This is a genomic window from Vulgatibacter incomptus (assembly GCF_001263175.1).
Taxonomy (GTDB): Bacteria; Myxococcota; Myxococcia; order Myxococcales; family Vulgatibacteraceae; genus Vulgatibacter; species Vulgatibacter incomptus.
Genome location: NZ_CP012332.1, coordinates 3555096 through 3578155 on the forward strand (window position 1 = coordinate 3555096; position 23060 = coordinate 3578155).

Here is a 23060-nt window from a genome sequence, read left to right on the forward strand (position 1 = left end):
CCTACTTGTCGCCGTCGCTCAACTGCAGCTCGTTCAATTGGCTCGAATCCGCGCCCTGCGCGCTGACCACGCAATTGAAGACCTCCGACTTGCCAGCGCCCGGGAGGGGTGCCGCCATGCCGAGGGCGCTCCGCAACGCGGCACCATCCGACGTCGTCGCTCCGCCGAACGTCATCCCCGTCGGCTGGAACTCCGTGCCCATCAGCGGCGACGCCCGAACTAGATCGGCCATCGTCCCGAGCCCGCCGATCTGCTGGAAGAACGAGCGCGCGCAGCCCGTGCAGACCGACTTCGCTCCCCCTGCACTCAGGAGGCCACCGAAGGAGATCGCATGGAGCGTCCCTCTACAGCTCGGGCAGGGCTGCGACCAAGGCCAGCCCGCCGCCCAAAGCAGCCGCAACGCTCCGATCGGAATCGCCGACTTGTTCGGACCGAAGCCGAAGCAGCTCGCCCGCTGGGGAAACGACAACCAGGGGTCAAGCCCGTCGCCGCGAGCGAGCACCTGACGGATAACTTCCGCTGTCTCGACCATGGGCTCGTTCCTGTCCTCGGGTGGCCTAGCACGGTCGCGCGCGGACGCGATCTTTTCTTCGTTGGTCATCGTCACTGGAGGCCTCCCACGGCCTGGAAGCTCCCACGCATCTTGTTCGAAATGAGTTCTCGCGCGTGAAACGGAACGGACACGGACACACCTCTCTCGCCGCGGCTTCCCGCGTAGCTGCTTCGAAAACTGGGCGCATACGAACGTCGCAGCGGTCCCCGGAGAGGAATCGCGCGACTAGGTGTCTGAGTGGGGGGCTTACTCGATTAGAACGTCAGCATCGAACCACCTCTCCGAAGGAAAACTCCGGAGAGAGCGGGAGCTCCGTCCGGACACGCTTGCTCACGTCGTTGCTGTGAGCCCCATGCTCGCGAATGCGAGAAGGCACCTTGGGCGTCCGCCAGGAAGTCGGGTCCGATGAATTCGGACCACTCGACATGGTGTTGGAATGTTTAACGGATTTCGTGACGCCTGTCGACTCCCATGACACAACGATGCCCAGGCCGCTCCCTACCCTCGCGCCGTACGTTCGGCTCGCCGCGGACCCAGCTGCGAAGGAATCGGCCCGATTTTCGGAGGCGGCGAGGTCGATGTCGGCCCCTCATGCTAGAAGCGTGTGCAGGGTCGAGCGCGGTCGTGCTCCGTCATCGAGGCCAGCCCAGGAGAAGTCGAGCCGGATTCGAAAAGCTTCGCAATCTGACCGAATTCGACGAAGAATCCGTGAACGACCTCCATCTAGAGACACACACCATGGCAAGAGACCCCAAGACCATTTCCGGCTTGTTGGAGGAGGCGCTCGACCCGCGCGAATCCTGCTGGAAGGTGCATGGCAGCCGCGTCAATGGCCACCCGGAACACTCGCCGAACACCCTGAAGGTCATGGAGTTCCTCCGGTCGTTCGGGTTGAAAGCGACCCCCACCTGCGCCATGGGAATCTGCTGCGCCGATAGCTACTCCATCGACGTGGGCTTCCTAGACGGCGGTTTCTACGGCCGCACCGCCGAATACGAGTCGGTGAGAAGCCTTCTGGCGTCCGGCGAGCTCGACAGGGACGCTCTCGCCGAATACCGCCTCGAGATGGCCGAACGGGCCGACGAGGAGGGAGCCTGGGTGAGGGGGCCTCGCGCCGCCCTGTTCATCGCCCTCGGGCTTGGCCTGCGCGTGCCCTCGAAATTCTGCAAGGCACACGGCCTCGAAGGCGTCACGTTCGAGCAGCTCGCCATGGAGGCCCGATTCGAGAGATTTTACCGGACCACGACCTTCGTCGCGTTCGATGGCGAGCGGCGCATCGAGATCCGCATCGGCGACCATCATCGGACCGACCTCGACAAGATACTCGACGCGCGCGGTGCAAAAGAATGGGCCTATGTGACGGCATGGAACCCTCGATCAGTCGAGGCCTCGCGGGAGGGGAACGACGCGGCTCAGGAACGGCTTCGTCAAGCGCTGCGCGCCGAAGGGATCGACTTCCTTGAGGGGATGAGCGAGCCCGCCGACGGAAGCCCAGGGGAAGCGAGCCTCCTCGCGTTCATTGTTCAGGAGCGCGCCGCCGCGATGGGTCGGGCGTTCGTTCAGAACGCGATCGTCGTCGGGGCAATGGACGAGCCAGCAGAGCTACTCTGGCTACACCCGCCCGGAGCCTAAGCACACTTAAAGGCTCGCTATCCCTCCTTCGCCGGGTGCCAGGAGGGGTCCCGGACTAAGAATCGCGCCGTCGTCCGTCAGAATCCTCGTGCAGATCGCGTCTTTGAAAAGATTCTCCGCGCATGGTCTAGAGTGCCCTGCGCCGTCCTCGTTCGAAGAACGACGAACGAGATCCCAGACCGGAGCCCTGATGAGCCTCTCGACCCTCTGCAAGCCCCGTGCATCTGTCTTCGAGCGCGATCGCCGCGCCACCGTCCTTAACCTCGACACCTTCCTCGACGGCCGGGTCTCGGGAGAGGAGTTCTTCCGCGAGAACTACTTCACCGCGGGGATGGACACCCTCGTCCAGACCTGCTTCCGGCACCTGTCGGGTCGCAGTGGATCGTCTACCTTCCTGCTCTCCCAGGCCATGGGCGGCGGCAAGACCCACAGCATGATCGGCCTCGGCCTTCTCGCTCGGGATCCGGCGCTGCGTCGAAGCGTCCTCGGGGACGCCGACCCCGCGCCCAACCTTGGCAAGGTCCGGGTGATCGGCTTCCAAGGTCGCAACACGGGGACCGACTTCGGAATCTGGGGCGCCCTCGCCGATCAGATCGGCCGTCGCGATCACTTCCACAGATTCTACGCGCCTCTCTCCGCCCCGTCGCCCGGGGGGTGGAAGGAGTTGCTCAAGGATCAGCCGACGATCATCCTCCTGGACGAGCTGCCGCCCTACATGGTGCACGCGCGGTCGGTGTCCATCGGCGCCAGCGACCTCTCCGCGGTGACGGCGGTGGCCCTCTCCAACCTCCTGGTGGCAGTTTCGGACCTCGACAACGTCTGCGTAATAATCTCGGACCTTGGCGGTACCGCCTGGGGAGAGGGCGGAACGGCGATCACCGGCTCTATCAAGAGCTTCGAGCGCGAGACCAACCGGATCGCGGTCAACATCACCCCGGTAAATCCCCAGGGTGACGAGCTCTATCACATCCTTCGCTGTCGCCTCTTCGATGGGGTTCCCGCGAAGGAGGATGTGGAGAGAGTCGCCCGCACCTACCGCGACGCCCACGCCGAAGCGGTGAAGATGGGTCTAACCACCACCCAGTCCGAGTCGCTGTACCAGCAGATCCTCGACTCGTATCCGTTCCACCCAGCCTGGCGGGATCTGGTGGGCCGCTTCAAGGAGAACGAAGGCTTCCAGCAGACCCGCGGCGTAATCCGGCTCATGCAGATGTTGATCGGAAACCTCTGGACTACTGGCCAGGCCGATCGCTCCGACCTCGTCCATCCCTACGATCTGGACCTCGCCAACGACGAGATCGCCGGCGAGGTGCGGACCATCAACCAGCACCTCACTCCGGCGATCGCCAACGATATCTCCGATCGGGGCCACGCCGAAGCGGAGGAGATCGACAAGAAGACCGGTACGACCGACGGCACCGACGCCGCCCGCCTCCTTCTCGTCGCTTCGCTCTCCACCATTCCCAACGCGCTCCACGGCCTTCGAGAGTTCGAGCTCTACGACATCCTCCAGCGGCCCGGCCGAGATCTCTCCTCCTTCAAGTCCGCCGTCCTGGACGTTCTCGAGACCCGCGCCTGGTACCTGCACCGCTCGCCCGACCAGCGGCTCTTCTTCAAGAACCAGCAGAACTTGGCTGCAAAGCTGCGCACTTATGCCCAGGCGCTCCACAAGGAGATCGTCCTCAAGGAGCTGCGAACCTTCCTCGAGAAGCGCTTCGAGCCGCAGCTCAAAGACGCCTACCAGTCGTTGGCAGTGCTCCCCGCCATGGACGAGGTGGAGCTCGACCAGGATCGGGTGGTGCTCATCCTCACCGAGCCACGCGGCGGGGAGGGCGGCCTCGCCCTCAGCTCGGAGTGGCAGGCGTGGTGGCAGAACCAGACTTTCAAGAACCGGGTGGTCTTCCTCACCGGCTCGCGCTTGGTGATGCAGAACGTGAACGATTGCGCCCGACAGTACCGGGCCCTGCAGAGCATCGAGGACGAGCTACGGACGGATAGCACGCCCCCCAACGATCCACAGTGGAAGGTTCTGGACGGCCTCCGGGACCGCATCGGCAACCAGCTCGGCTCCGCCCTCACCCAGGCCTTCGACACGCTGATCTATCCGAGCATCAACGAGAAGCTGCGGCCCCAAGGGATCTCCTTCGAGTTCCGCGGGAATTCGCTTAGCGGCGAGGATGCGGTCCGCAAGGCCCTCAAGGAGGCCCAGAAGCTCGAGACCGACACTACCTCCGATACCTTCCGAGCGCGGGCGGAGGCGCGGCTCTTCACCGCAAAGTCGATGCTCTGGAGTGAGGTCCGGCGCAAGGCCGCCACCTCCACCAACTGGCCTTTCCACTCGGCAAAGGCCCTCGAGGACCTGAAGGTCGACACCGTCAAAAAGGGCCACTGGCGCGACCAGGCGAACTATGTGGAGAAGGGACCGTTTCCAAAGGCGAAGACGTCGGTGGCCATCGAGGTGCTGGGCCGCAACGACGAGACCGGGGTCACCTGGCTGCGGATCGATCCGCTACACGGCGACACTGTGTACTTTGAGAAAGGCGACTCTATCCCCACCACCGCGTCCCCAAAGGTGGACGACTTTCAGCGTTTCGAGGCGTCCGGGCTGCGATACCGCTTCATCTGCGTGGACAGCCGAGGCGAGCATCCCGACGGCGATCCAGTGGACTGGAAGGGCCGGATCGTCGTCCGCTACCAAATCGATCAGGCGAACGGCCGCGTCAAGCTGCAGGCAATACCAAAGGGCCAGATCCGCTACTCCACCGACGGCGGCTCGCCAGAGAACGGCGCCACCTACGAGGGGCCCTTCGTCCCCCCCGACTCGTGCCGGATGGTTCTCGCCGTGGCAGAGGCCCAAGGGATCAAGTCGGAGCCCCTTCAGGTATCCATGCCCAGGCGGCACGAGGACGGAAGGCCGAAGTTCGAGGTGAAGGCCAACGCTCCTTGCCGGTGGAAGAAGCGGCACCGGCTCGACGCCACCGCGGACGTCTGGGCGTGGCTGGAGAAGCTGGAGAAGCATGACGGCACCGCGCGCCACCTCACTATCAACGCCCAGAGCGAGGACGGCGGCCAAACCCTGCGGTTCCAGGGGACGCACGAAGACGGCTACCCCGCGGCGGCGCTGCGCGTGCTCTTCGAGCAAGTGCAATCAGTGGTGGGCGGCCATTCGCTGCGCCTCGACGTCCTCGCGGTAAACTTCGCCGCGGGACAGAACCTCCTCGACTGGATCGCGTCGGACCGCGCCGAGCTGCAGCCGAATGAGGTGGAGCAGGTGTACGCCCATGTCTGAGCGCAGCCGTGGCAAATCCGGAGCCTCGCGGTCGAAGGCCGCCGGCGAATCCACGAAGGGGGCGGCGTCCAAGGCGATGGGCCTGGGCTTCCTTCCCGAGGAGGCGCGCCACGGCTTCGTGCTGCACCTACCATCGAGCCCCTCACCCGACTCCGAGGTGTCGATCTCGGAGCATCGCGAGTTCGAGGTCGACGAGGGACGCCTGCGGCTCCCCGTGCTGACCAAAGGCGATCCCGCGGTTCGCGTCGTCCTGCGTCGCGGCCAGTGGGAGGCGCTGGCCGGCGCGTTCTGGGCCGAGGCCACCCAGCGCCTCAAACGGTCCGGCCTCGAGGCGATCCGACAGCCGAAGAGGGGCGACGTGCCGCTGCATCCGCTCCTCGGCAAAGAGCTGTGCGTCCTCGCCTGGGCAATCGAGGACGCCGATCCCCAGATCATCCCCGAGGCCATCCGCAACTGGGAGGGACTAGCCCCCGAGGAGCGCTGGTGGCTCTACACCATGACTGCCGCCGCCACCGGCCAGGCCCATCAGCGGGGTATCGGCTGGCGGAAGGCCCTGCGCTTCGCCCTCACCGAGAACCCGATAACCAAGGGCGACGGCCTGCCCCCTCGCGCCCGCAAGCAGCTCCTTCAGAGCAACCAGTTGAGCCTGCTATGAGCAAGAAGACCTTCATCGAGACTCAGTTCCCTATCGCTCGCCTCTCTGCCGAGAGCTACAGGGAGCGAAAGGCCGTTTCGGGGCAGACGCTGACCGGCATTGGAAAATGGTGGGGACGGAAACCGCTGGTGTTGGTTCGGGCGAGCATACTAGGAATGCTCATTCCGGCGAGCCACGATCCAAAGCGCGATGCCGAGATCTTCCTCAAGCTGATGACCATGGATGACGGTGGTTTATGGCTTCGTCGCAAGGCTACCTTGCCGGATCGAGAGCTACTCGCGGCGGCGCCCGCGTACCGACAGGAGTGGAAAGATACTGACGATCGTGAGTCGCTGAGGGACCTGATTTGGGAGAGCCTGCCTCCAGAAGAGAGAGAACGGCTCAACGAAAAGCGCCGGTTTAGCCTGTCCCGCGATTCATTCGAAGCGTTGTCATATTCAGACAAGCTAAAAGTCTGCCTCCGTCCGGAGCACATCAGAGGCCCCGATCTAGAAGCTTGGAGCGAGATCAATGCTCATCTTGGAACTTCCGCAGGCAGCCTGGAAGAGCTGGTCGCCGAGCTTGGACGAAAGCGATTTGGTCGATTACCCCAGGTCGGCGATTCGTTCTGCGGGGGGGGAGTATTCCTTTCGAAGCTGCAAGGCTCGGCTGCGAGACCTACGCGAGCGATCTAAACCCAGTTGCAGGCCTTCTCACTTGGTCCAGTTTGAATCTGGTTGGAGGAGGCCGCGACGTTCGCAATCGCGTAAGAGCTGCGCAATCGGCTGCTTTTCGCGCCGCTGAAGCACAAATCGAAGATTGGGGCCTTGAGCAAAACGAACAGGGGTGGCGAGCCGAGGCATTTCTTTACTGCGTCGAAGTAAAGCCTCCTGATTGCGATTACTACATTCCTCTGGCGCCGAGCTGGCTTGTCGACGAATATCTCAGGACGGTAGTTATTTGGCGCCACGACGAAGGAATTGACAGGCTTAGACCCGATGTGGTCGAGATTTCTGCCGCTGAACTTCGCGAATTCAAGAATACAAAGGGCGCGACATTGGTCGACGGGCGAGTTATTGACCCGTTCGACCCCAATCGATCCTGGTCTGTCGAATCCCTTCGCGGCCCTGACGGCCTTCGCCTTTGGGAGACCGACGAAGTAGTACCCAGGAAAGATGACCTCTTTCAAGAGCGCCTTTACTGTATTCGCTGGATGGACACGGAAGGAAACCGGCTTTACCGTTCACCAAACAGTTGTGATTTCGAGAGAGAGGCGAAAGCACTTCGCCTACTGAACGAAAGAATCGCGAATTGGCGGATGAAAGGATTTATTCCATCAGCGCCAATTCCGTTGGATGGTGATAAGACTTCCGAACCGGTCCGGACACGCGGCTGGACTTGCTGGAGCCATCTTTTTAATCCCAGGCAGCTCCTGACTCACGGACTTGTCGCGAGCCAGTCTCTATCGAACCTCCATCAAGATCGTGTCTTGGCCGCTGCCGCGATGCTCAACCTGGGTAGGCTCGCCGATTGGAACTCCCGCCTATCGTGCTGGCTCTCGAGTCCAACTCAGATCGCGGGTGGCAAGAACACATTCCTGAACCAAGCGCTGAATCCTCTTTACAACTACTCGGCGCGTCCTCTTTCCATGATGGCATCGGCTCAGATCGACTTTGATTCAGAGCGTCCGATTCGAGCTGCATCGGCTGTCGAAATCGGCGACGCCCGAGATGTGAATCGAGAATGCGATCTCTGGATAACTGACCCCCCATACGCGGATGCGGTCCAGTACCACGAACTGGGAGACTTCTTCCTTGCTTGGTACGGAAAGCACATCAGGGGTGCTTTCTCGGATTGGCTCCCAGACGCTCGCGGACAGCTTGCAGTGCGCGGCGAAGGCGAGGACTTCAAAAAGAGCATGGTTGAGATTTACTCCAACCTTGCCCGCCATATGCCAGACGACGGGATGCAGCTCGTCATGTTCACCCACCAGAATCCCGCTGTATGGGCGGACCTGGGAATGATCCTCTGGGCCGCCGGTCTACGGGTTACTGCCGCGTGGACTGTAGCCACCGAAACCCCCGTCGGCGGCATCAAGAAGGGCAACTACGTCCAGGGTACCGTCCTACTCGTGATGCGAAAGCGGGTCGAGGAGAAGCACGGCTTCCTAGACGAGGTCTACCCAGAGGTCGAAGATGAGGTGAAGCGCCAGATCGATTCCATGCGCGCCCTCGACGACGGCGCCGAGCCCAACTTCGGCGACACCGACTACCAGCTCGCCGCCTATGCCGCCGCCCTTCGCGTACTCACTGGCTACCAGACCCTGGACGGACAGGACGTGAGCCACGAGCTCTTTCGCGCGAAGCCCACGGGCAGAGGAGCGGTGGCCGAAAAGTCCCGCTTCGAGCGGGTGATCGATCGCGGCATACAGATCGCCTGCGACTATCTGATTCCCCGCGGGCTCGAGGCGGCGTGGCCGAGCCTCTCGGCCGACGAGCGCCTCTATCTGCGCGCGCTAGACGTGGAGAGCCGCGGCGAGCGCCGGCAGGGCGTCTTCCAGGAGCTGGCCCGGGGCTTCGGCGTCCGCGAGCTCATGCCTTTGCTTCAGGGCGGTCGCGCCAACCAGAGCCGGGTCCGCACGCCCTCTGAGTTCGGCCGTCGCGATCTCGGCGGCGGCGGCGCCTTCGCCTCCACGCCCCTGCGCCACCTCCTCTTCGCCGTCCACGCCACCGTCGCCGATGAAGGGAAGCCGGAGGTCGGCCGAAACTACCTAAAGGAGCTCCTCCCCGACTACTGGGGCGATCGCACCCGCCTCACCGCGATCCTGGACTGGCTCGCGAGCCTCGCCCACGGCGACGACGACCGTTGGACCGCGGACGCAGAGGGCGCGCGCCTCCTCGCCGGCCGGCTGCGCACCGATCATGGCTGAGCGATGATCCGGCGACACTCTTCCAGGCAGCGGCGGATGGACAGGAGCGTGTTGCGCGATCGCCTGCGCGGCGCAGTCTCCTACGACCGCATCGCGGGCTACTTTCGGTCCAGCCTCTTCGAGGTGGCGGGGGAGGAACTGGAGGCAGTGGACGGCCCCATCCGCATCGTCTGCAACTCCGACCTCGATCCCGAGGATGTAAAGACGGCGGTCGCCGCGAAGGAGGCTCTGCGCCGGAGCTGGTGTGCCGGCAAGCCGGAGGAGCTGCCGGACGACGCCAGGCCCCGCATCCGCCGCCTCTACGATCTGCTCACCGCCACGCTCCCAAATGGCGAGCGCAAGCTGCAGGTGAAGGTGCTGCCGGACGCCGCCTTCGGCCTGGTCCACGGCAAGGCGGGCCTTGTCCGCTACGCCGACGGCCGTGCCACCTCCTTCCTCGGCAGCGTCAACGAGAGCGCCACGGCGTGGCGGCTCAACTACGAGCTGCTCTGGGAGGACGACGCCCCGGAGGCGATCGCCTGGGTGCAGGAGGAGTTCGACCACCTCTGGCACTCGCCCGATGCCGTCGACCTCGCCTGCTGTCCCTTCGTCGAGGCCGATGTTCTGCGCGTGGCGGAGCGGCGGGTGATCGGCGTCGATGAGTGGCGCCTGGATCCCGCGCCGGCGGCGGTGGCGGTCGAGAGCCCGCTCTACCGCCGCGAGCAGGGCCTGTGGCCCCACCAGAAGTACTTCGCCAACCTATCCCTCGCGCGCCACCGCATGGGCGGCGCGCGGCTGGTCCTCGCCGACCAGGTGGGCCTGGGCAAGACCATCCAGCTCGCCATGGCCGCGCTACTCATGGCCATGGAAGACGACGGGCCCATCCTCGTCCTCGCGCCCAAGCCGCTGCTGCGTCAATGGCAGGGCGAACTCCTCGAGCTGTTACAGCTCCCCTCCGCCCGGTGGTCGGGCAGCTCGTGGATCGATGAGCACGAGATCGAGCATCCCGCCGCTGGCGTCGAGGGCCTACGCTCCTGCCCCCGGCGAATCGGCCTCGTCTCCCAGGGGCTCATCACCCACGGCAACCCGAAGGTGCAAGCCGCCCTGCTCGCGAGACATTACGTCTGCGTCATCGTCGACGAGGCGCACCGAGCCCGCCGCAGCGAGCTTCCCAAAATCGACGACGGCGCCGATAGGGTGAACGCCAAGCCCGACCCCAACAACCTGATGCGCTTCCTCCTCGATCTCTCAAGGAAGACGAAGAGCATGCTGCTGGCCACCGCGACGCCGGTGCAACTCCACCCGGTGGAGGCCTGGGACCTGCTTCGAATTCTCGCTCAGGGGAGCCCCTCCGTCCTTGGGCAGGGGCTCGGTTTCAGCCCCTGGTGGAAGGCCCACCGCTGCCTCGAGCTGTCCACAGGCGCGGCTCCGATGCCCGAGCATCCGCAGGACGCCTGGAACCATGTGCGCGATCCGCTTCCCTCGCGCGCCGAGGATCCGATTGTCGCCGAGATCCGCGACGAGCTGGGCCTCCACGACGACCAATGGTCGCTCTTGCCGGAGGACTACCAGCGCCTCCCCGCCGCCCTCCGCGGCACCCAGGTGGAGCCAGATCTCTTCCCGACCTACGCCCAGAAGCACAACCCGCTCCTGAGATGCATCGTACGCCGCTCGCGCGAGTACCTGGAGAACACTCTCAACCCCGACACCAAGCAGCCGTGGCTCCAGCCCGTGCGCGTGCGCCTCTTCGGCGAGGGCGACGACGAGGCGCTGGCGCTTACCTCCTACCTGTCCGACGCCTACGAGGCGGCGGAGGAGTTCACCGAGGCGCTGGGCAAGCGGATTCCCGGCGGCGCCGGCTTCTTCCGCACGCTGCTCCTGCGCCGGCTCGGCAGCTCCCTCGAGGCTGGCAAACGCACCATCCGAGGACTCCTCGGGATCGAGGGCGGGGTGGCCGCCGACCTCGACGACACCGACGAGGAGTCGGACGAAGGGAAGGCGCCCATCGCCGACTCCGACTTCCGCAACTTTTCCGGCGCCGAGCGCAAGGCATTGCTCCGCTGCCTCACGCTCCTCGAGGAGAGCCTGGAGCAGGACCCCAAGCTGGAGGCGGTGCTCTCCTACCTGCTGGGCACGCGAAAGGGCCTCGCCGAGCCCTGGCGTGACCGTGGGTGTATCCTCTTCTCACAGTATTTCGACACCGCCTTCTGGATGGGCGAGCGGATCGCCGCGCATCCGGCGTTCGCAGAGGAGGACATCGGCCTCTACGCCGGCTCCGGCCGCTCCGGTATCTGGAGCCGCGGCACGTTCCGTCGCTGCGACCGCGAGGTGCTCAAGGCGCAGGTGCGCGACGGTACTTTGCGCCTCTTGCTCGGCACCGACGCCGCCTCCGAAGGCCTTAACCTTCAGCGCCTCGGTACCCTCATCCACATCGATCTGCCCTGGAACCCCACCCGCCTTGAGCAGCGCAAGGGTCGCATCCAGCGCATCGGCCAACGCCACCCCGAGGTCTGGATCGCCAACCTGCGCTACAGCGACTCCGTCGAGGACCGCGTCCACCAGCTCCTCTCCCAGCGCCTCCAGGAGATCCACACACTCTTCGGCCAAATCCCCGATACCCTCGAAGACGCCTGGGTCCAGGTGGCCCTAGGCCACCGGGCCGAAGCAGCTCGTCTCATCGACCGCGCAAGCGTCATGCGCCAAAACCCCTTCGATGAAAAGTACAGCCGCGTCGAGGATGCCGACTGGGAGTCCTCCCCCGCCGTCCTTGATCCCATCGAAATCCAGGAGCGCATGAAGAACGGCTGGTGACCGTCCACCCCGATACTCCACGCGGCGGCTGCGGCGCATTCTCGTCATGCCCCGCCCGTAGACCGTGCCCACGAGCGCATGCATGCCATACAGAAGTCGGTCGCGCGCGACCGAGCGCAGCACTCCTTCGAGCGACGGACGGAGGGTCGTCCAGTCCCGGTCGAAGCGAGCGATAGGCTGCTCGTGGGTGGTTCCATGCACGCGGTGATCAGCGCGTCCTATCCACTCAACAAGATGGGCTTCGAGGGCGGCGACAGCGTCGAACGACCTGCCCGCAAGGGCGATGCATTCGCGTATTTCACGCCGGATTCGGTATTTCCCTTGGTCCGCCCGGCGCGCCTTCGGGGGCACGTCCCAGTCCTTGCACAAGCCGATATAGCGAGCGGCGAAGATCGCCGTGCCCGCCTCGTGGTTGATCTTTCGCACGAGTGACTTGGGGTTGTCGTGAGCAGTGTCCGCCGCACGCGGCCGAAGTACTTGAAGGCGGCCGTGAGCCCTTCGAACCAGTCGTCCTGCCGCTCCCACAGGAATGCCTTCACGAAGATGCGCCGCGAAAAGCTAAGAACCGCCACGAAGAGGTGGACGGGGATCTCCAGATCGCCGATGCGGACGCGCTTCTCACCGAAGTCGATCTGCATCTGGACCTCGCCGACGCGGACGCGCTTCTCACCGAAGTCGATCTGCATCTGCTCGCCCGGCGCCATTTCGAACCGGACCGTCGCAAGCTGGGAAGCACGATGCGCTCGCCGGTGCTCTTAGACGGCAGGCTGGGTCCTCCTCACGTCGGCTTCGATGCCCTCGGCAGCGAGCAGGTCGTGCACCACCGCGGCGGTGCCCTCGGCGGTGCTGTCGAACAGCGCAACCGCCTTGGCCTTCGCGTCGTCGTCGAGCTTCCGCTGCTTCAGGTAAACCTGAATGCCGGGGGCGGCGCCGTCGCGGATGTACCGCTTGACCGTGTTCCGGGCGACGCCCAGCTCGGCAGCAATCCGCTTTGCGCCCCAGCCCAACCTAGCAAGGACTCGCATCTGCTGGACGACCTACGCCTCGTTCATCGGCACCTCGGCGACCTGCGGGGGTGCCACGACTCTTGCCTCCATCTTCACTCGAGCCTCCGTTTCAGAGGCCGGGCGAGGGGATCAGAAGTTCTGTCGCAAGGGGGTCAATAGTTCAGACGCTCTACACCCGCACTGGCTCGCCCAAGGACCAGGGCCTCGAGCGTGATACCCGGCCGAACGCACCGAAGCGCGCCGAGAGGTCGCTCCGCGACGGCGTCCGCGATCCCATCGAGCATGGAGCTCGAGAAACCTGCGCGCCCGCGGGTCCACGGAACCGTGCGAAGCGGGCTCCTAGCAGGTTGCTGAAAAACCCTGCGGTCCCCCGCACCGCAGGGATCGACCCGATAGGATCGCTACCGTAGAATCGCGCGCTCTTGCGGAGGAAGCGATGCGCGGCAAACTCGAGCGGCAGGCGTCGATGCTCACCCTGATCGGACCGGAACAGCGGGTGCCCAGGGACCACCCGATCCGCCGGATCAAGCTGCTCGCCGACCGTGAGCTCCAGCGCCTCTCGCCCGTCTTCGAGTCGATGTACAGCGGCACCGGCCGCCCCTCGATCCCGCCCGAGATCATCCTGAAGGCCTGCCTCCTCATCGCGCTCTTCAGCATCCGGAGCGAGCGGCAGTTCTGCGAGCGCCTCGACTACGACCTGATGTTCCGCTTCTTCCTGGACATGGGCATGACCGAGGAAAGCTTCGATGCCTCGACCTTCTCGAAGAACAAGGAGCGGCTGATCAGGGCGGATGTCGCGCGCCTCTTCTTTGAGGGCGTGGTCCGCCAGGCTAAGGAGGCGAAGCTGATCTCGGCCGAGCACTTCACGGTCGACGGCACGCTGATCGAGGCGTGGGCGTCGATGAAGAGCTTCAAGAAGAAGGGCGCGAAGGATAACGAGCCGCCAGACGATCCGGGGAACCCAACCATCGATTTCCACGGCGAGAAGCGCGCCAACGCCACGCACGAATCGTCTACCGACCCGGATGCGCGGCTTGCCCGGAAGGGCGCAGGCAAGGAGGCGAAGCTGGCGCTGTCGGGCCACGTGCTGATGGAGAACCGGAACGGCCTCTGCATCGACATCTCGATCTCGCACGCTGACGGAACTGCCGAACGCCGCGAGGCGCTGCGCATGCTGCAGCGTCAGAAGAGAAAAGGCTTCTCGCCAGCTACGCTGGGCGCCGACAAGGGCTACGACACCGCCGACTTCGTGCACGACGTCTTTGTCGAAGGTGTCGTTCCGCACGTCGCCCGAAAGCGAAAGCACTCGAACGTCGACGCGCGGCAAGCGCGCCAGATTGGGTACCGCCACAGTCAGAGATGCAGGAAGAAGGTCGAGGAGATCTTCGGCTGGATGAAGACCGTAGGTGGGCTGAGGAAGACCCGCTACCGAGGCGTCGAACGAACCCAGCTCTGCGCCTACTTCACAGGCGCAGCGTACAACCTGCTGCGTCTCTCGCGGCTGCTCGGGAGCGCGGCGTGAGCGCCGATCCGTGCTGCGCGCCAATGAGCGCCGCCGTGGAGGCATCGCATTCGTACGGCGCGAGGCTCGGACCGATTTACGAGCGTGCGGGACGGCGAAATCCATGCGCTCGACCTCTCGTTACCCAGGCACCACCACGGGCCCAGGCAGCGACTCGCGCCCAAAAACAGAGTTCTTCAGCAACCTGCTAGGCCCCTAACGCTTGTTCGACGGAATTCTCCATACCCGCGAACGAGAGCCGACGCACTACGCCGAGGCGGATGAACGAAAAAACTTCTCACGGCCACAAAAAGATATCCGCAGCAGGCTTCCTAGCCTTGAGTGTGAACCAAGGGCTCGTAGTCGCATTCTCGATGATTTGCATTTGCCAGTTGAGTAGGGCCTTCAGTCGCTTTCCCTGTATGGAACGCCAGCGCTGGGGAGGATCCGTAGCACCGGACACGGCCTTCTCCCACGGGTCCTGAAAGAGCTCACCGAGCGCGAACTCGATTGCCGACATTGGCGTCGGAAACACGTTGGGATGCCTGGGGACCGGAAATCCGTGATCCACAGACGCGAATGTGTGGAAGAAGCAGCCCGGAGCGTTCGCGTCTCCAAGCTCCATCTTCCAGCAGGTTATGGGGATGACGACCCCCTCGTCGAAGACGGAGATCACGGTCGATGCAAGACCGTTAAAACCGATGAGGAGCTCTTCCTTCGCCTTCTTCCCCGGCCGTTTAGGATCCTTCACCTTGTACTTCGCTGCCTTGATCTCCCATATCCCGGAAACCTCCGCGAAGATCCGGCGATTTGAAGATTTGTTCGCCGGCTCGAACTCCCCCTCGCTTAAGCGCGTCCGAAGCGGTCGCTCCCTGGGAATCTCCAATGCCAAGGTACCTCCCTTCTGCGTGACAAGGCCTTGGATTTCACCTGCCAGCTCCTCGAGTTGGAACGACGTCGGGTCGAGAAAGCTGTCGGACAAGTTCCGCAGTGCTTCTATCTCCGAAAGTAGCTCAGCTGGACGAAAGAGAAGGTTCGCCATGGTCACTTCTCTCCATCATCGTCGTCATCGAACGCGATTCTCTCGCGATCCAGCGGATGGACTACCGCGGCAAACTCTGCGTCGTCTCGGACGCTGGCAATTGTCGCGTACGCCGTGCCTGCATACGCCGGCCAGAGGTCCGGCACCATACGAACTGCGTCTTCGAGCCTGCAAAGCTCGTCGGCAGGCGAGAGGTCGCGGTCAACGCAAACGACCGGCGATGCGATCTCAAGGCGTTCCAGTTGAGACTCTGCCCTTTCCTCAAGCTTCTGATGAAACGCCTCTGGATCGCGAGCTCCTTCGGCGCGGATGCCCCAGGCGTATTGCTCGACGCCGGCCCGCCACCAGCGAGGTCCCATAAAGCCGCGAAGAATGCCGTCGTAGCGACATGCGTTAAGATCGCCCGCGAGCGCGGACTCGCCACGGAAGACCATACGCAGGGCAGCAGGAGTGATGCGAAGTTGTGCCGCCACCCACTGCTCGGCCCAGAGAAACGTGGGGTACGGCAAGATCGAATGCAGCAACCATCGAAGGAACAGTAACCCATTTGTTCCAGCCGAGAACTCGGAAAGCGGCACCTGGCAGAGTACGACGTCGTCGAGCGCACGCGAGCGCCAAAGAACGCGCCCGTCGAGCCCCAAGAGGCGCTGAAGAGCAGCTTCGACGCCGCCGTGCTCCACGTCCTTCCAAGAGCCGGAGATCGCCCGTACGGCAGCGGCTAGCTCTGTCGAGCGATCGAAGCGGGTTTTGTCGGATTTGTCGAACACCCATTCCAAGTTGTTGAGACGGGCGACCACATGCGCGGCCCGACTAGTAGTATGAAGTCGGCTCGAGATATCGCCGATATGTCCTGTGTGAATTGCGAAGGCGGTGTAATCAGCCCCACCTCCGTTCCGGAAATCCGCGTGCTCGCGCAGGACGGCTGCAAGTGCGAGCCCATTCGATGGCCTAAGGGAGAGCTGTTCGAGCTTCTCTCGTTCCTCCCATTTCTCGATCATGAAATCCATGAGCACCAGATCAGCCCAGTCGAGATCGTCTGCATCGACATCGTTGGGATGCCTCGGACGTGATGACGCACAACCCTGGAGCCCGAGGGCGTGCGACTTCGCGTCCTCGTCATCTACAACTAAGATGCGCGGAAGATTCTCATTGGACATGGCGCTACTTGTCTCCAGGAAACATGAACTTGATAGCGGTGGCAAACCCATTCTCGGGTGCTACGAATGCGATTTCAGCGCCGTAGTCGTCGAGCATCCGTCGTGTAATCGGAAGCCCGAGTCCCATGCCTTGGCCGAGCACCGGATCGACCTCAGATGTAGTGGATTCGAATGGCCTGAACCAAGCTTCAGCGCGAGCGAGGTCAACGCGAACGCCGGAATTCTGAATCAGCACGTGGACCGTACCGTCCGGATCACTACCGGCTGATGCTACTATCCGGCCTTTCAGTCCTGCGGCCTTCACGGCGTTACTTAGCAGATTCGTGAACACGGCCGTCAGCTCAGCTGGGAACATCGGCGGCGATTTCAGGTCGGCACCAATCTGGCTTTCGATACGAATGCCACGCCGCTCAGCAGTATGAGCAAGCAGCCGGCTCGCAACATCGAACCGCTCTGCCAGCCTCTGCCGCGAGCGGCGCCGGCGCGCGTCAGGGGTCACGATGTCGGTCAGATACGATGCCTCGCGCTCGAGACCTCGGCGAAGGTCGCCAATAGCCTGCAGGATCTTCTTGAGCTTCTGGCGTTGGTCCCGCATTAGTTGCGGATCCGACGCAAGCTCGTCGAGTGCGTGTTCCACTGCTTGGCTCGCCCCGAGCAATGCTCGAATCTCGTGAACGAACGCGGACATCTGGGTGCCTACCGACGCGAGGACCCGAAGCAGCGACTGTTCAGAGATCATCTCCTCAGCCGAGTCCGCCTGCGCCCTAATCTCCTCAAGCGCTTGACTGAGCTTCTTAGCAAGCTCCGCGGCCTCATCAGAACGGGATGCGGTCGCGGCAGCAACCCAGTGTGCGCGAGCTGCCGATAGCGCCTCGGTTGCACTATCGAGGCTCGCTTTCAGCGTTATTGGGCCGGTGGGTATGCGCCCCGGCGCTGCCGTCGGATCTTGCATCGCAGGACTGGCTGGGGCTCCGCCTGCGTTTCCGTGGCCTCGCTTGCGAGTCTCGCTACGCGCCTTTCGGTCCGGATAGGACGCTGCAGCTTGAACGCGCGTACACAGGTCGAGACCTGTCCGCACTAAGACAACCAGATCGTCGTATCCGCCCTCCGGAATAAAGCCTTCACGGTTGACCAACATTCTCAGACTAGGCGCATTATCGTGGGTCAGAAACACGCCGCCGAAGTAGTTGTTGTTCGGAAAGCCCATGACAGGCGCGTCTCCGTCGATGGGATCTAGATCATCGAGGTCCCAGTCCTTTAGCGTGTCGAGAGTTCGTGATCGACGCGTGTAGTCAGAGTCCAGACGCAGCCAGTCGTTATGGGGCTCGCCATACGGAAGAACACGGAAACCCTCCATAAATACTCGGATGCCGCTAGTTCGGGTTGCCCAGGTCCGCTTGTCACCCTTGGCAGCGAGTGGCCCAACGCGGAGGAAAATTCGCGCATCGAAAAATGGACCAACATCTGGGGCCGGGTGCACGACCGACGTTCGATATGAAATTGTTCCTGGTCGCTCTCTGAGAGTTCGTTTCGTCGGCGCCACCGCGTACTGGACTGGTTCTCCAACTCGGGACCGGATTTCAATGACCCAAGCGGCGTGCTCCTCCATCAGTTGCCAGTATTCCTCGCCCGCCGCAAATTCTCCCTCAAGCTTGACACTGAACTCCTGTCCACTCGCCTCCGCGCCTCGTACCAGTGGTTCATTGAAAACAAGGGGTTCAGCCACGATGGACTTTCTCAGCTGTTTCGTAAGAAACGGCGGGGGCGCGAATGACTCAACCTCCGCGAAGAAGCGCGCCCGCTCGGCGGGCGTCCATTTCCGCCGAAGTCGAGACAGACGAAGAGCGGTCCCCGTCTTCGCCTTGGGCGAAGCGCCATTTTGCATCACGACCACAGCATCGCTGCCTTCAATCTGATCGAGCGTCTCGAAGAGCTCGATTTTGTCCCAGTCGATACGGGCCTGGACATCCGAGACGGTGCCACCGTTCGCTACGCTAATGCTCTGTACCTCGAGCAAACGGGCCAGCTTGTGCGCGGCCAGACGCCCGATTCCCTTTGCCCCTGTGTACCGCCGCTTGAGGCGCCCCGACAAACGCAGGCCGTCGTCTTTCATTCGCGACGCGACCCGCAAGAAACCTTGCTCGAACTGGTCTGGAGTCATTCCAGACCCATTATCGGTAATTAGAATGACGCCTCTGTCGGGGTCGTTCAGCCGTTGGCCGACCACAATAACCTCGGTCGCATCGGCATCGTAGGAATTCTTGATTAACTCGATGAGGGCAGTCGAGTCGCGCCCAACCAGAAGTTCGCCGAGCTCGCGAAAGAGATGGGTGTCGATTGTGAAGCTGGCCATTTCACAACTCCTCGCCCTTGGGTATCCGTTGACGGGTCAGCTCCGTGAGTGAATTACGCATCAGGTCGATCTTCGCGCGCGATACTCCGATCCCACGGCGAAGGACGAGGTCGTCAGCGATGGCACGGGCCGCCGGCTCGTCGCCGCAGCGCAGGGCTTCGTCCACATGTTGGAACGCTCTGATCGCGTCTAGGGCGATCGGCACCGGTAGCTTACAAAGGGCCGTCAGGTCGAGCTTCAGCACGCCACCTCCATACCTCCGCCCGTTCAACTCCGACCATAGCGCCACGAACGTCGTCGCGAAACCGATCGTCACGACCTCCGGAGGTACGTCACACGCCGCGTTCCACCTTGCGGCATAGAGCGCGTTCGTACAGCGAAAGGTTCCCCGGTTGAGCACCAGCAAGGGAGGCCCTAGACGCGTCGATGTCACGAAGGCATCTGGCCTCTCCGAAAGATCGACCCGATACCACGGCTCGCGCTTGGAACATTTGTAGCGCTTGTCGACCCCCGCCTTCAGTCCATCCTCGATCCATCGCTGAACACCCGGCGCGGGCTCCATTGCCGCGGTCGGACGAACGAGGAACGCCCGGGCCCCCGACTCGGCAGCCGCCTCGTGGTCTTCCGGAGTGAACTCCAGCCCGGCCAGCCACCTTGTTCGAGAGAGAATCGGAACGCGAGCGCTAGCAGGAATACCAATGTCAACCAACTCTTCTTCAGAGCGAATGAAATGACTGTTCGCCCCGGTTACGATTCCAATTTGGGGCGTCGCCAGCTCTCCGAATCTTACCGTTTGCCTCGACGACTCGATCGTTCCCATGACCCGGAGAGCCTCGGCTGCGATTCGCCGCCCGTTTGGCAGGGTCGTGCCCCGAGGCAAGGGGGCATTTCCCTTCAAAACCGCACTCAACTCGTCTGCGGTATCGACCGAGAGCACTTGCAGGGAACCACGGCATCCGAATCCTTCCGCGGCGATCAGGACTACAGGCTCGTCGGTACCATCAAACAGTCGCTGGCGAAGATGAATCAAGCGCACCCGCTCGAAGCGCTGCTCGAGTGCAGCACGGACCGCCATCGCATAGTCAGCTTGGAGGATTGCTTCTGGGACCAACATTCCGAGCCTGCCGCTCGGCTCCAAGAAGGCGAGCGCATGCAAAACGAAATACGCCCAGAGACTTGCCGTTTCGGGGAGTCGGTGTCCGCTTTCCTCGGCTATGCGACGCGCCAATGCTCGTCGCTCATCCTTGAGCCAGTGGTGTCGCACGTAGGGCGGGTTTCCGACGATCGCGTGGAATGGCGCTCCGGGTAGTTCGGCCGGCTGGACAGCGAGAAAGTCCTTGAACACAACATTGGCTTCGACCAAGTCGGAACAATCGTGAACAAATCGAGCGCACGTCTCGTCGATGTCGACTCCAAAGACGTTCCGTCCAGGCTGCCGGCGCCCCATCCCCTTGAGAATGGATGCAGCGGCCTGCATGAATGCGCATCCGCCGAAGCTCGGATCGAGGATATTCCCATTGGCGTCCGCGATAGCCCATTGAGCGATACATACAGCAACATCATCTGGTGTGTAGTAAGCTCCGAGGAACCGCCGTTGCGGAACGGATAGGCCGTTAATCTGCAGCAAACCGGCCTCCTCCGTTTCGCCGAGGGGGCCGCCGTCCTGGAACTGCTCCGAATTCGCGCTTATCGCCAGGTTCCTCGCCATCATCGCCCTCCGAGTTTCTGGTAGCCCGGAAGGGTAAATGCCGTGGCGCTGAGGGATGGGGCGAGCGGCACTTTAGCGTCCCCTTGTCCTCGTTGCCGGCATCGGAATGCTCCCGCGGGTCGGGAGGTGTTCTCGGGGACCCACGCCGCCCTTGGGGCGGGTCCTATCACGATCAGTTAGGTGCGCTCAAGATGGACGTCGTCCTTGTTTGGACGGTTTTCTCAGCATGATTCCAGTTCGGGAGGTTCAGATCGCCCCCCGCGGCCGTCCGGTCTTGTCACAACGGATCACCGGCCGGTGTCCCCATGTCGGAACCAAGAGAAGCCCCACAAGGGCAACCCAGGAGGCGACATGGCGAGCAAAACTCGAATCCCGAAGGCCAAGCTGACCGGACCCTACGGCGCGATGGTCAAATGGATGTCCCGCAGGACGTTCGGCGACGTTCTCGAGCCGGCCGAGGTGGCCTGGCACAACCGGAAGGTGCTGAACTTCACCTTCAACGTCGGCCGCATGGCGTCGAGGTGGGACCAGTGCGACCAAAACCTGAAGTCTTTCGCCCACATGGCGGTGGCCAGCCTGGTCGGCTGCAGGTTCTGCCTGGACCTCGGATACTTCCAGGCCCACAACGAGGGGCTCGACCTGACCAAGGCGCGTGAGGTGCCCATGTGGCGCGAATCCCGCGTCTTCACGCCGCTGGAGCGCGAGGTCATGGAGTACGCCGAGGCGATGACGCACACGCCGCCCACCGTAACCGACGAGATGTCGGCCCGGCTGCTCGAGGAGCTCGGCGCGCCAGCGCTGGTGGAGCTCACCGCGTTCATCGCGCTGGCGAACCTGTACACTCGCACCAACACCGCGCTCGGCGTCGAGTCCCAGGGGTTCGCGAAGGCCTGTGGGCTCCAGCCTCTCGCTATGGCCTCGGCAGCGACATGAAGAACGCCCCCTTCGTCACCCACCGCAGCCTCCTCTTCACCGTCGCCTACGAGATGCTCGGCTCGGCCGCCGACGCCGAGGACGTGGTGCAAGAGGCCTGGCTGCGGTGGGCGGACACCGACCAGGCAGCCGTGCAGGAGCCGCGGGCCTATCTGATCCAGATCGTCACCCGCCAGGCGCTGAACCGGCTACGCACCCTGTCCCGCCGACGCGAGGACTACGTCGGCGATTGGCTGCCCGAACCGGTGCTGACCAGCCCGGACGTGGGCGAGGACCTCGAGCTCGCCGAGAGCATCTCGATGGCGATGCTCACCGTGCTCGAGACGCTCGGCCCGACGGAACGGGCGGTCTTCGTGCTGCGCGAGGTCTTCCAGGCGCCGTACGAGGAGATCGCCGAGGCCATCGGCAAGACGCCGGCAGCGGTGCGGCAGATCGCGCACCGGGCGCGGGATCATGTCGCCGCCCGCCGGCCGCGGCTGCGCGTGGACCACACGGAGCAGCAGGCCGCCGTCGAGAGGTTCCTGGCCGCGATCCGCACGGGCGATGTGCAGGGCCTGCTCGAGGTCCTGGCACCGGACGTCGTGATGGTCACCGACAGCGGTGGTCTGGTGCCGGCCGCGCCGAAGCCGATCGTGGGCGCGGACAAGCTGGCCGCCTTCCTCATCGGCGTGACCGCCAACGCGTCCGGGAGGCACGCGGGCACTGCGGTGTGGATCAACGGCGCACCAGCCGCTCGGATCGACGTCGACGGCGAGGTCGCCGCCGCGCTCAGCCTGACCGTCGAGAACGGCCGGATCACCCGGATCTACACGATGAGGAACCCGCACAAGCTGGCGCGGCTCGACGCGGAGGCCACCCTCGCTCGGTAGCCGCGAGGTCAAGGCGCCCTCCCGAATCGTGGCAACGGGAGCCCGTGCTGCCTGCGGACGGCGGCGTTGCGCGCTTCGGCACGCGAAGCGGCCGCCTGCCGAGAGCTGGCGGCCCCAGGTGAATCACCCTCCTTCGCCGGGCGCAGTTCGGCCCGTCAGCGATCGAGGATCGTCTCGAAGCCGCCGATGATCATCCGCTGCCCGTCGAAGGGCATCGCGCCGAGCTCTTTCATGCGGGGATCGCTCATGACCTTCTCGACTGCCGCGTTCCGAACCGCCTTGTTCGGGTACTCCACCCACGAGAAGACGACGACTTCGTTCGACTTCGCGTGCACGGCGGTCTTGAAATCGTTCACCTTTCCGCTCGGCACGTCGTCTCCCCAGGCCTCCACGACTCGCGTCGCCCCGTGCTCCTTGAAGATCGCCGCAGCCTTCGCCGCATGCTCCCGATAGACCTCCTTCTTGTCGACCGGAACCCCCACCACGAATCCATCCACATACGACATGGCTTCTCCTCCTGGCCTTCGGCCCACCGGCGCGGTGGATCGGTGCCGCCTCCCCGCGGGTGACCAGCGGCGGCCTATGAGTGACGCCCGGGAACGTCGGAAATCATCGGTGTGTGCCGGGCGCCCGGGATCACGATGGCCTGGGGGCTGCGACGCG

At 63.7% G+C, this 23060-nt stretch carries 19 protein-coding genes; 9 read left to right on the forward strand and 10 right to left on the reverse strand.

The features are described 5' to 3' along the window. Position 1: 1 nt before the first annotated feature. Positions 2 to 532 carry a hypothetical protein gene (locus tag AKJ08_RS14845; protein WP_050726779.1) on the reverse strand — a complete coding sequence of 177 codons (531 nt, stop codon included), beginning with the start codon at positions 530 to 532 and terminating at the stop codon, positions 2 to 4. Positions 533 to 1261: 729 nt separating this feature from the next. Here AKJ08_RS14845 and AKJ08_RS14850 point away from each other — a divergent pair. The 4 genes from AKJ08_RS14850 (at position 1262) to AKJ08_RS20205 (ending at position 6803) form a co-directional block, all read left to right on the forward strand. Next, on the forward strand, positions 1262 to 2185 hold the full coding sequence (locus AKJ08_RS14850; protein ID WP_050726780.1) for a DUF3293 domain-containing protein: 924 nt from the start codon (positions 1262 to 1264) through the stop codon (positions 2183 to 2185). Positions 2186 to 2375: 190 nt separating this feature from the next. Then, positions 2376 to 5474 (forward strand): DUF499 domain-containing protein, encoded by a 3099-nt coding sequence (locus AKJ08_RS14855; protein WP_050726781.1) that lies wholly within the window; start codon positions 2376 to 2378, stop codon positions 5472 to 5474. Beyond that, complete coding sequence (locus AKJ08_RS18800) at positions 5467 to 6129, forward strand: DUF3780 domain-containing protein (RefSeq protein WP_169788844.1); 663 nt, start codon at positions 5467 to 5469, stop codon at positions 6127 to 6129. The genes AKJ08_RS14855 and AKJ08_RS18800 overlap by 8 nt, the downstream gene beginning before the upstream one ends. Further along, positions 6126 to 6803, forward strand: coding sequence for a DUF1156 domain-containing protein (locus AKJ08_RS20205; RefSeq protein ID WP_205624731.1), 678 nt, complete (start codon positions 6126 to 6128; stop codon positions 6801 to 6803). The genes AKJ08_RS18800 and AKJ08_RS20205 overlap by 4 nt, the downstream gene beginning before the upstream one ends. On the opposite strand, the gene AKJ08_RS20210 is transcribed toward AKJ08_RS20205, so the two are convergent. Together AKJ08_RS20210 and AKJ08_RS20215 are read right to left on the reverse strand one after the other, a co-directional pair. After that, positions 6800 to 7297 carry a hypothetical protein gene (locus AKJ08_RS20210; protein WP_205624732.1) on the reverse strand — a complete coding sequence of 166 codons (498 nt, stop codon included), beginning with the start codon at positions 7295 to 7297 and terminating at the stop codon, positions 6800 to 6802. The genes AKJ08_RS20205 and AKJ08_RS20210 overlap by 4 nt on opposite strands. 489 nt (positions 7298 to 7786) lie before the next feature. Then, positions 7787 to 8098 carry a hypothetical protein gene (locus AKJ08_RS20215; RefSeq protein WP_205624733.1) on the reverse strand — a complete coding sequence of 104 codons (312 nt, stop codon included), beginning with the start codon at positions 8096 to 8098 and terminating at the stop codon, positions 7787 to 7789. Between AKJ08_RS20215 and AKJ08_RS20220 the strand changes: the two genes are divergently transcribed. Beyond that, a complete protein-coding gene (locus tag AKJ08_RS20220; RefSeq protein ID WP_205624734.1) occupies positions 8075 to 9037 on the forward strand; it encodes a hypothetical protein in 963 nt (320 codons plus the stop codon). The genes AKJ08_RS20215 and AKJ08_RS20220 overlap by 24 nt on opposite strands. A gap of 3 nt (positions 9038 to 9040) precedes the next feature. Beyond that, positions 9041 to 11827, forward strand: a complete 2787-nt coding sequence (locus AKJ08_RS14870) for a phospholipase D-like domain-containing anti-phage protein (protein WP_050726783.1) — start codon at positions 9041 to 9043, stop codon at positions 11825 to 11827. A gap of 218 nt (positions 11828 to 12045) precedes the next feature. Here AKJ08_RS14870 and AKJ08_RS20225 read toward each other — a convergent pair whose 3' ends face one another. Continuing rightward, positions 12046 to 12513 (reverse strand): hypothetical protein, encoded by a 468-nt coding sequence (locus AKJ08_RS20225; RefSeq protein ID WP_157370724.1) that lies wholly within the window; start codon positions 12511 to 12513, stop codon positions 12046 to 12048. 69 nt (positions 12514 to 12582) lie between these two features. Beyond that, complete coding sequence (locus tag AKJ08_RS14880) at positions 12583 to 12852, reverse strand: hypothetical protein (protein WP_157370725.1); 270 nt, start codon at positions 12850 to 12852, stop codon at positions 12583 to 12585. A gap of 418 nt (positions 12853 to 13270) precedes the next feature. Between AKJ08_RS14880 and AKJ08_RS14885 the strand changes: the two genes are divergently transcribed. Then, positions 13271 to 14356 carry an IS5 family transposase gene (locus AKJ08_RS14885; RefSeq protein WP_050725530.1) on the forward strand — a complete coding sequence of 362 codons (1086 nt, stop codon included), beginning with the start codon at positions 13271 to 13273 and terminating at the stop codon, positions 14354 to 14356. A gap of 277 nt (positions 14357 to 14633) precedes the next feature. Here AKJ08_RS14885 and AKJ08_RS14890 read toward each other — a convergent pair whose 3' ends face one another. The 4 genes from AKJ08_RS14890 to AKJ08_RS18815 are packed head-to-tail and all read right to left on the reverse strand — an operon-like array spanning position 14634 to position 20598. After that, positions 14634 to 15377: a hypothetical protein gene (locus AKJ08_RS14890; protein WP_050726786.1), complete on the reverse strand. Its 744-nt coding sequence runs from the start codon at positions 15375 to 15377 to the stop codon at positions 14634 to 14636. 2 nt (positions 15378 to 15379) lie between these two features. After that, positions 15380 to 16534 carry a hypothetical protein gene (locus tag AKJ08_RS14895; RefSeq protein WP_157370726.1) on the reverse strand — a complete coding sequence of 385 codons (1155 nt, stop codon included), beginning with the start codon at positions 16532 to 16534 and terminating at the stop codon, positions 15380 to 15382. Between the two features lie 4 nt (positions 16535 to 16538). Continuing rightward, positions 16539 to 18887: a sensor histidine kinase gene (locus AKJ08_RS18810; protein WP_082343219.1), complete on the reverse strand. Its 2349-nt coding sequence runs from the start codon at positions 18885 to 18887 to the stop codon at positions 16539 to 16541. 1 nt (position 18888) lies between these two features. Then, on the reverse strand, positions 18889 to 20598 hold the full coding sequence (locus tag AKJ08_RS18815) for an N-6 DNA methylase (protein WP_082343220.1): 1710 nt from the start codon (positions 20596 to 20598) through the stop codon (positions 18889 to 18891). A gap of 348 nt (positions 20599 to 20946) precedes the next feature. Between AKJ08_RS18815 and AKJ08_RS14915 the strand changes: the two genes are divergently transcribed. Both AKJ08_RS14915 and AKJ08_RS14920 read left to right on the forward strand, forming a co-directional pair. Further along, complete coding sequence (locus AKJ08_RS14915; protein WP_050726791.1) at positions 20947 to 21528, forward strand: carboxymuconolactone decarboxylase family protein; 582 nt, start codon at positions 20947 to 20949, stop codon at positions 21526 to 21528. Next, on the forward strand, positions 21525 to 22397 hold the full coding sequence (locus AKJ08_RS14920; protein WP_050726792.1) for an RNA polymerase sigma-70 factor: 873 nt from the start codon (positions 21525 to 21527) through the stop codon (positions 22395 to 22397). Before AKJ08_RS14915 ends, AKJ08_RS14920 begins: the two co-directional genes overlap by 4 nt. A 155-nt stretch (positions 22398 to 22552) precedes the next feature. Here AKJ08_RS14920 and AKJ08_RS14925 read toward each other — a convergent pair whose 3' ends face one another. Further along, entirely contained in the window at positions 22553 to 22903 is a 351-nt protein-coding gene (locus tag AKJ08_RS14925) for a DUF1428 domain-containing protein (RefSeq protein ID WP_050726793.1), read from the reverse strand. Positions 22904 to 23060 lie beyond the last annotated feature (157 nt).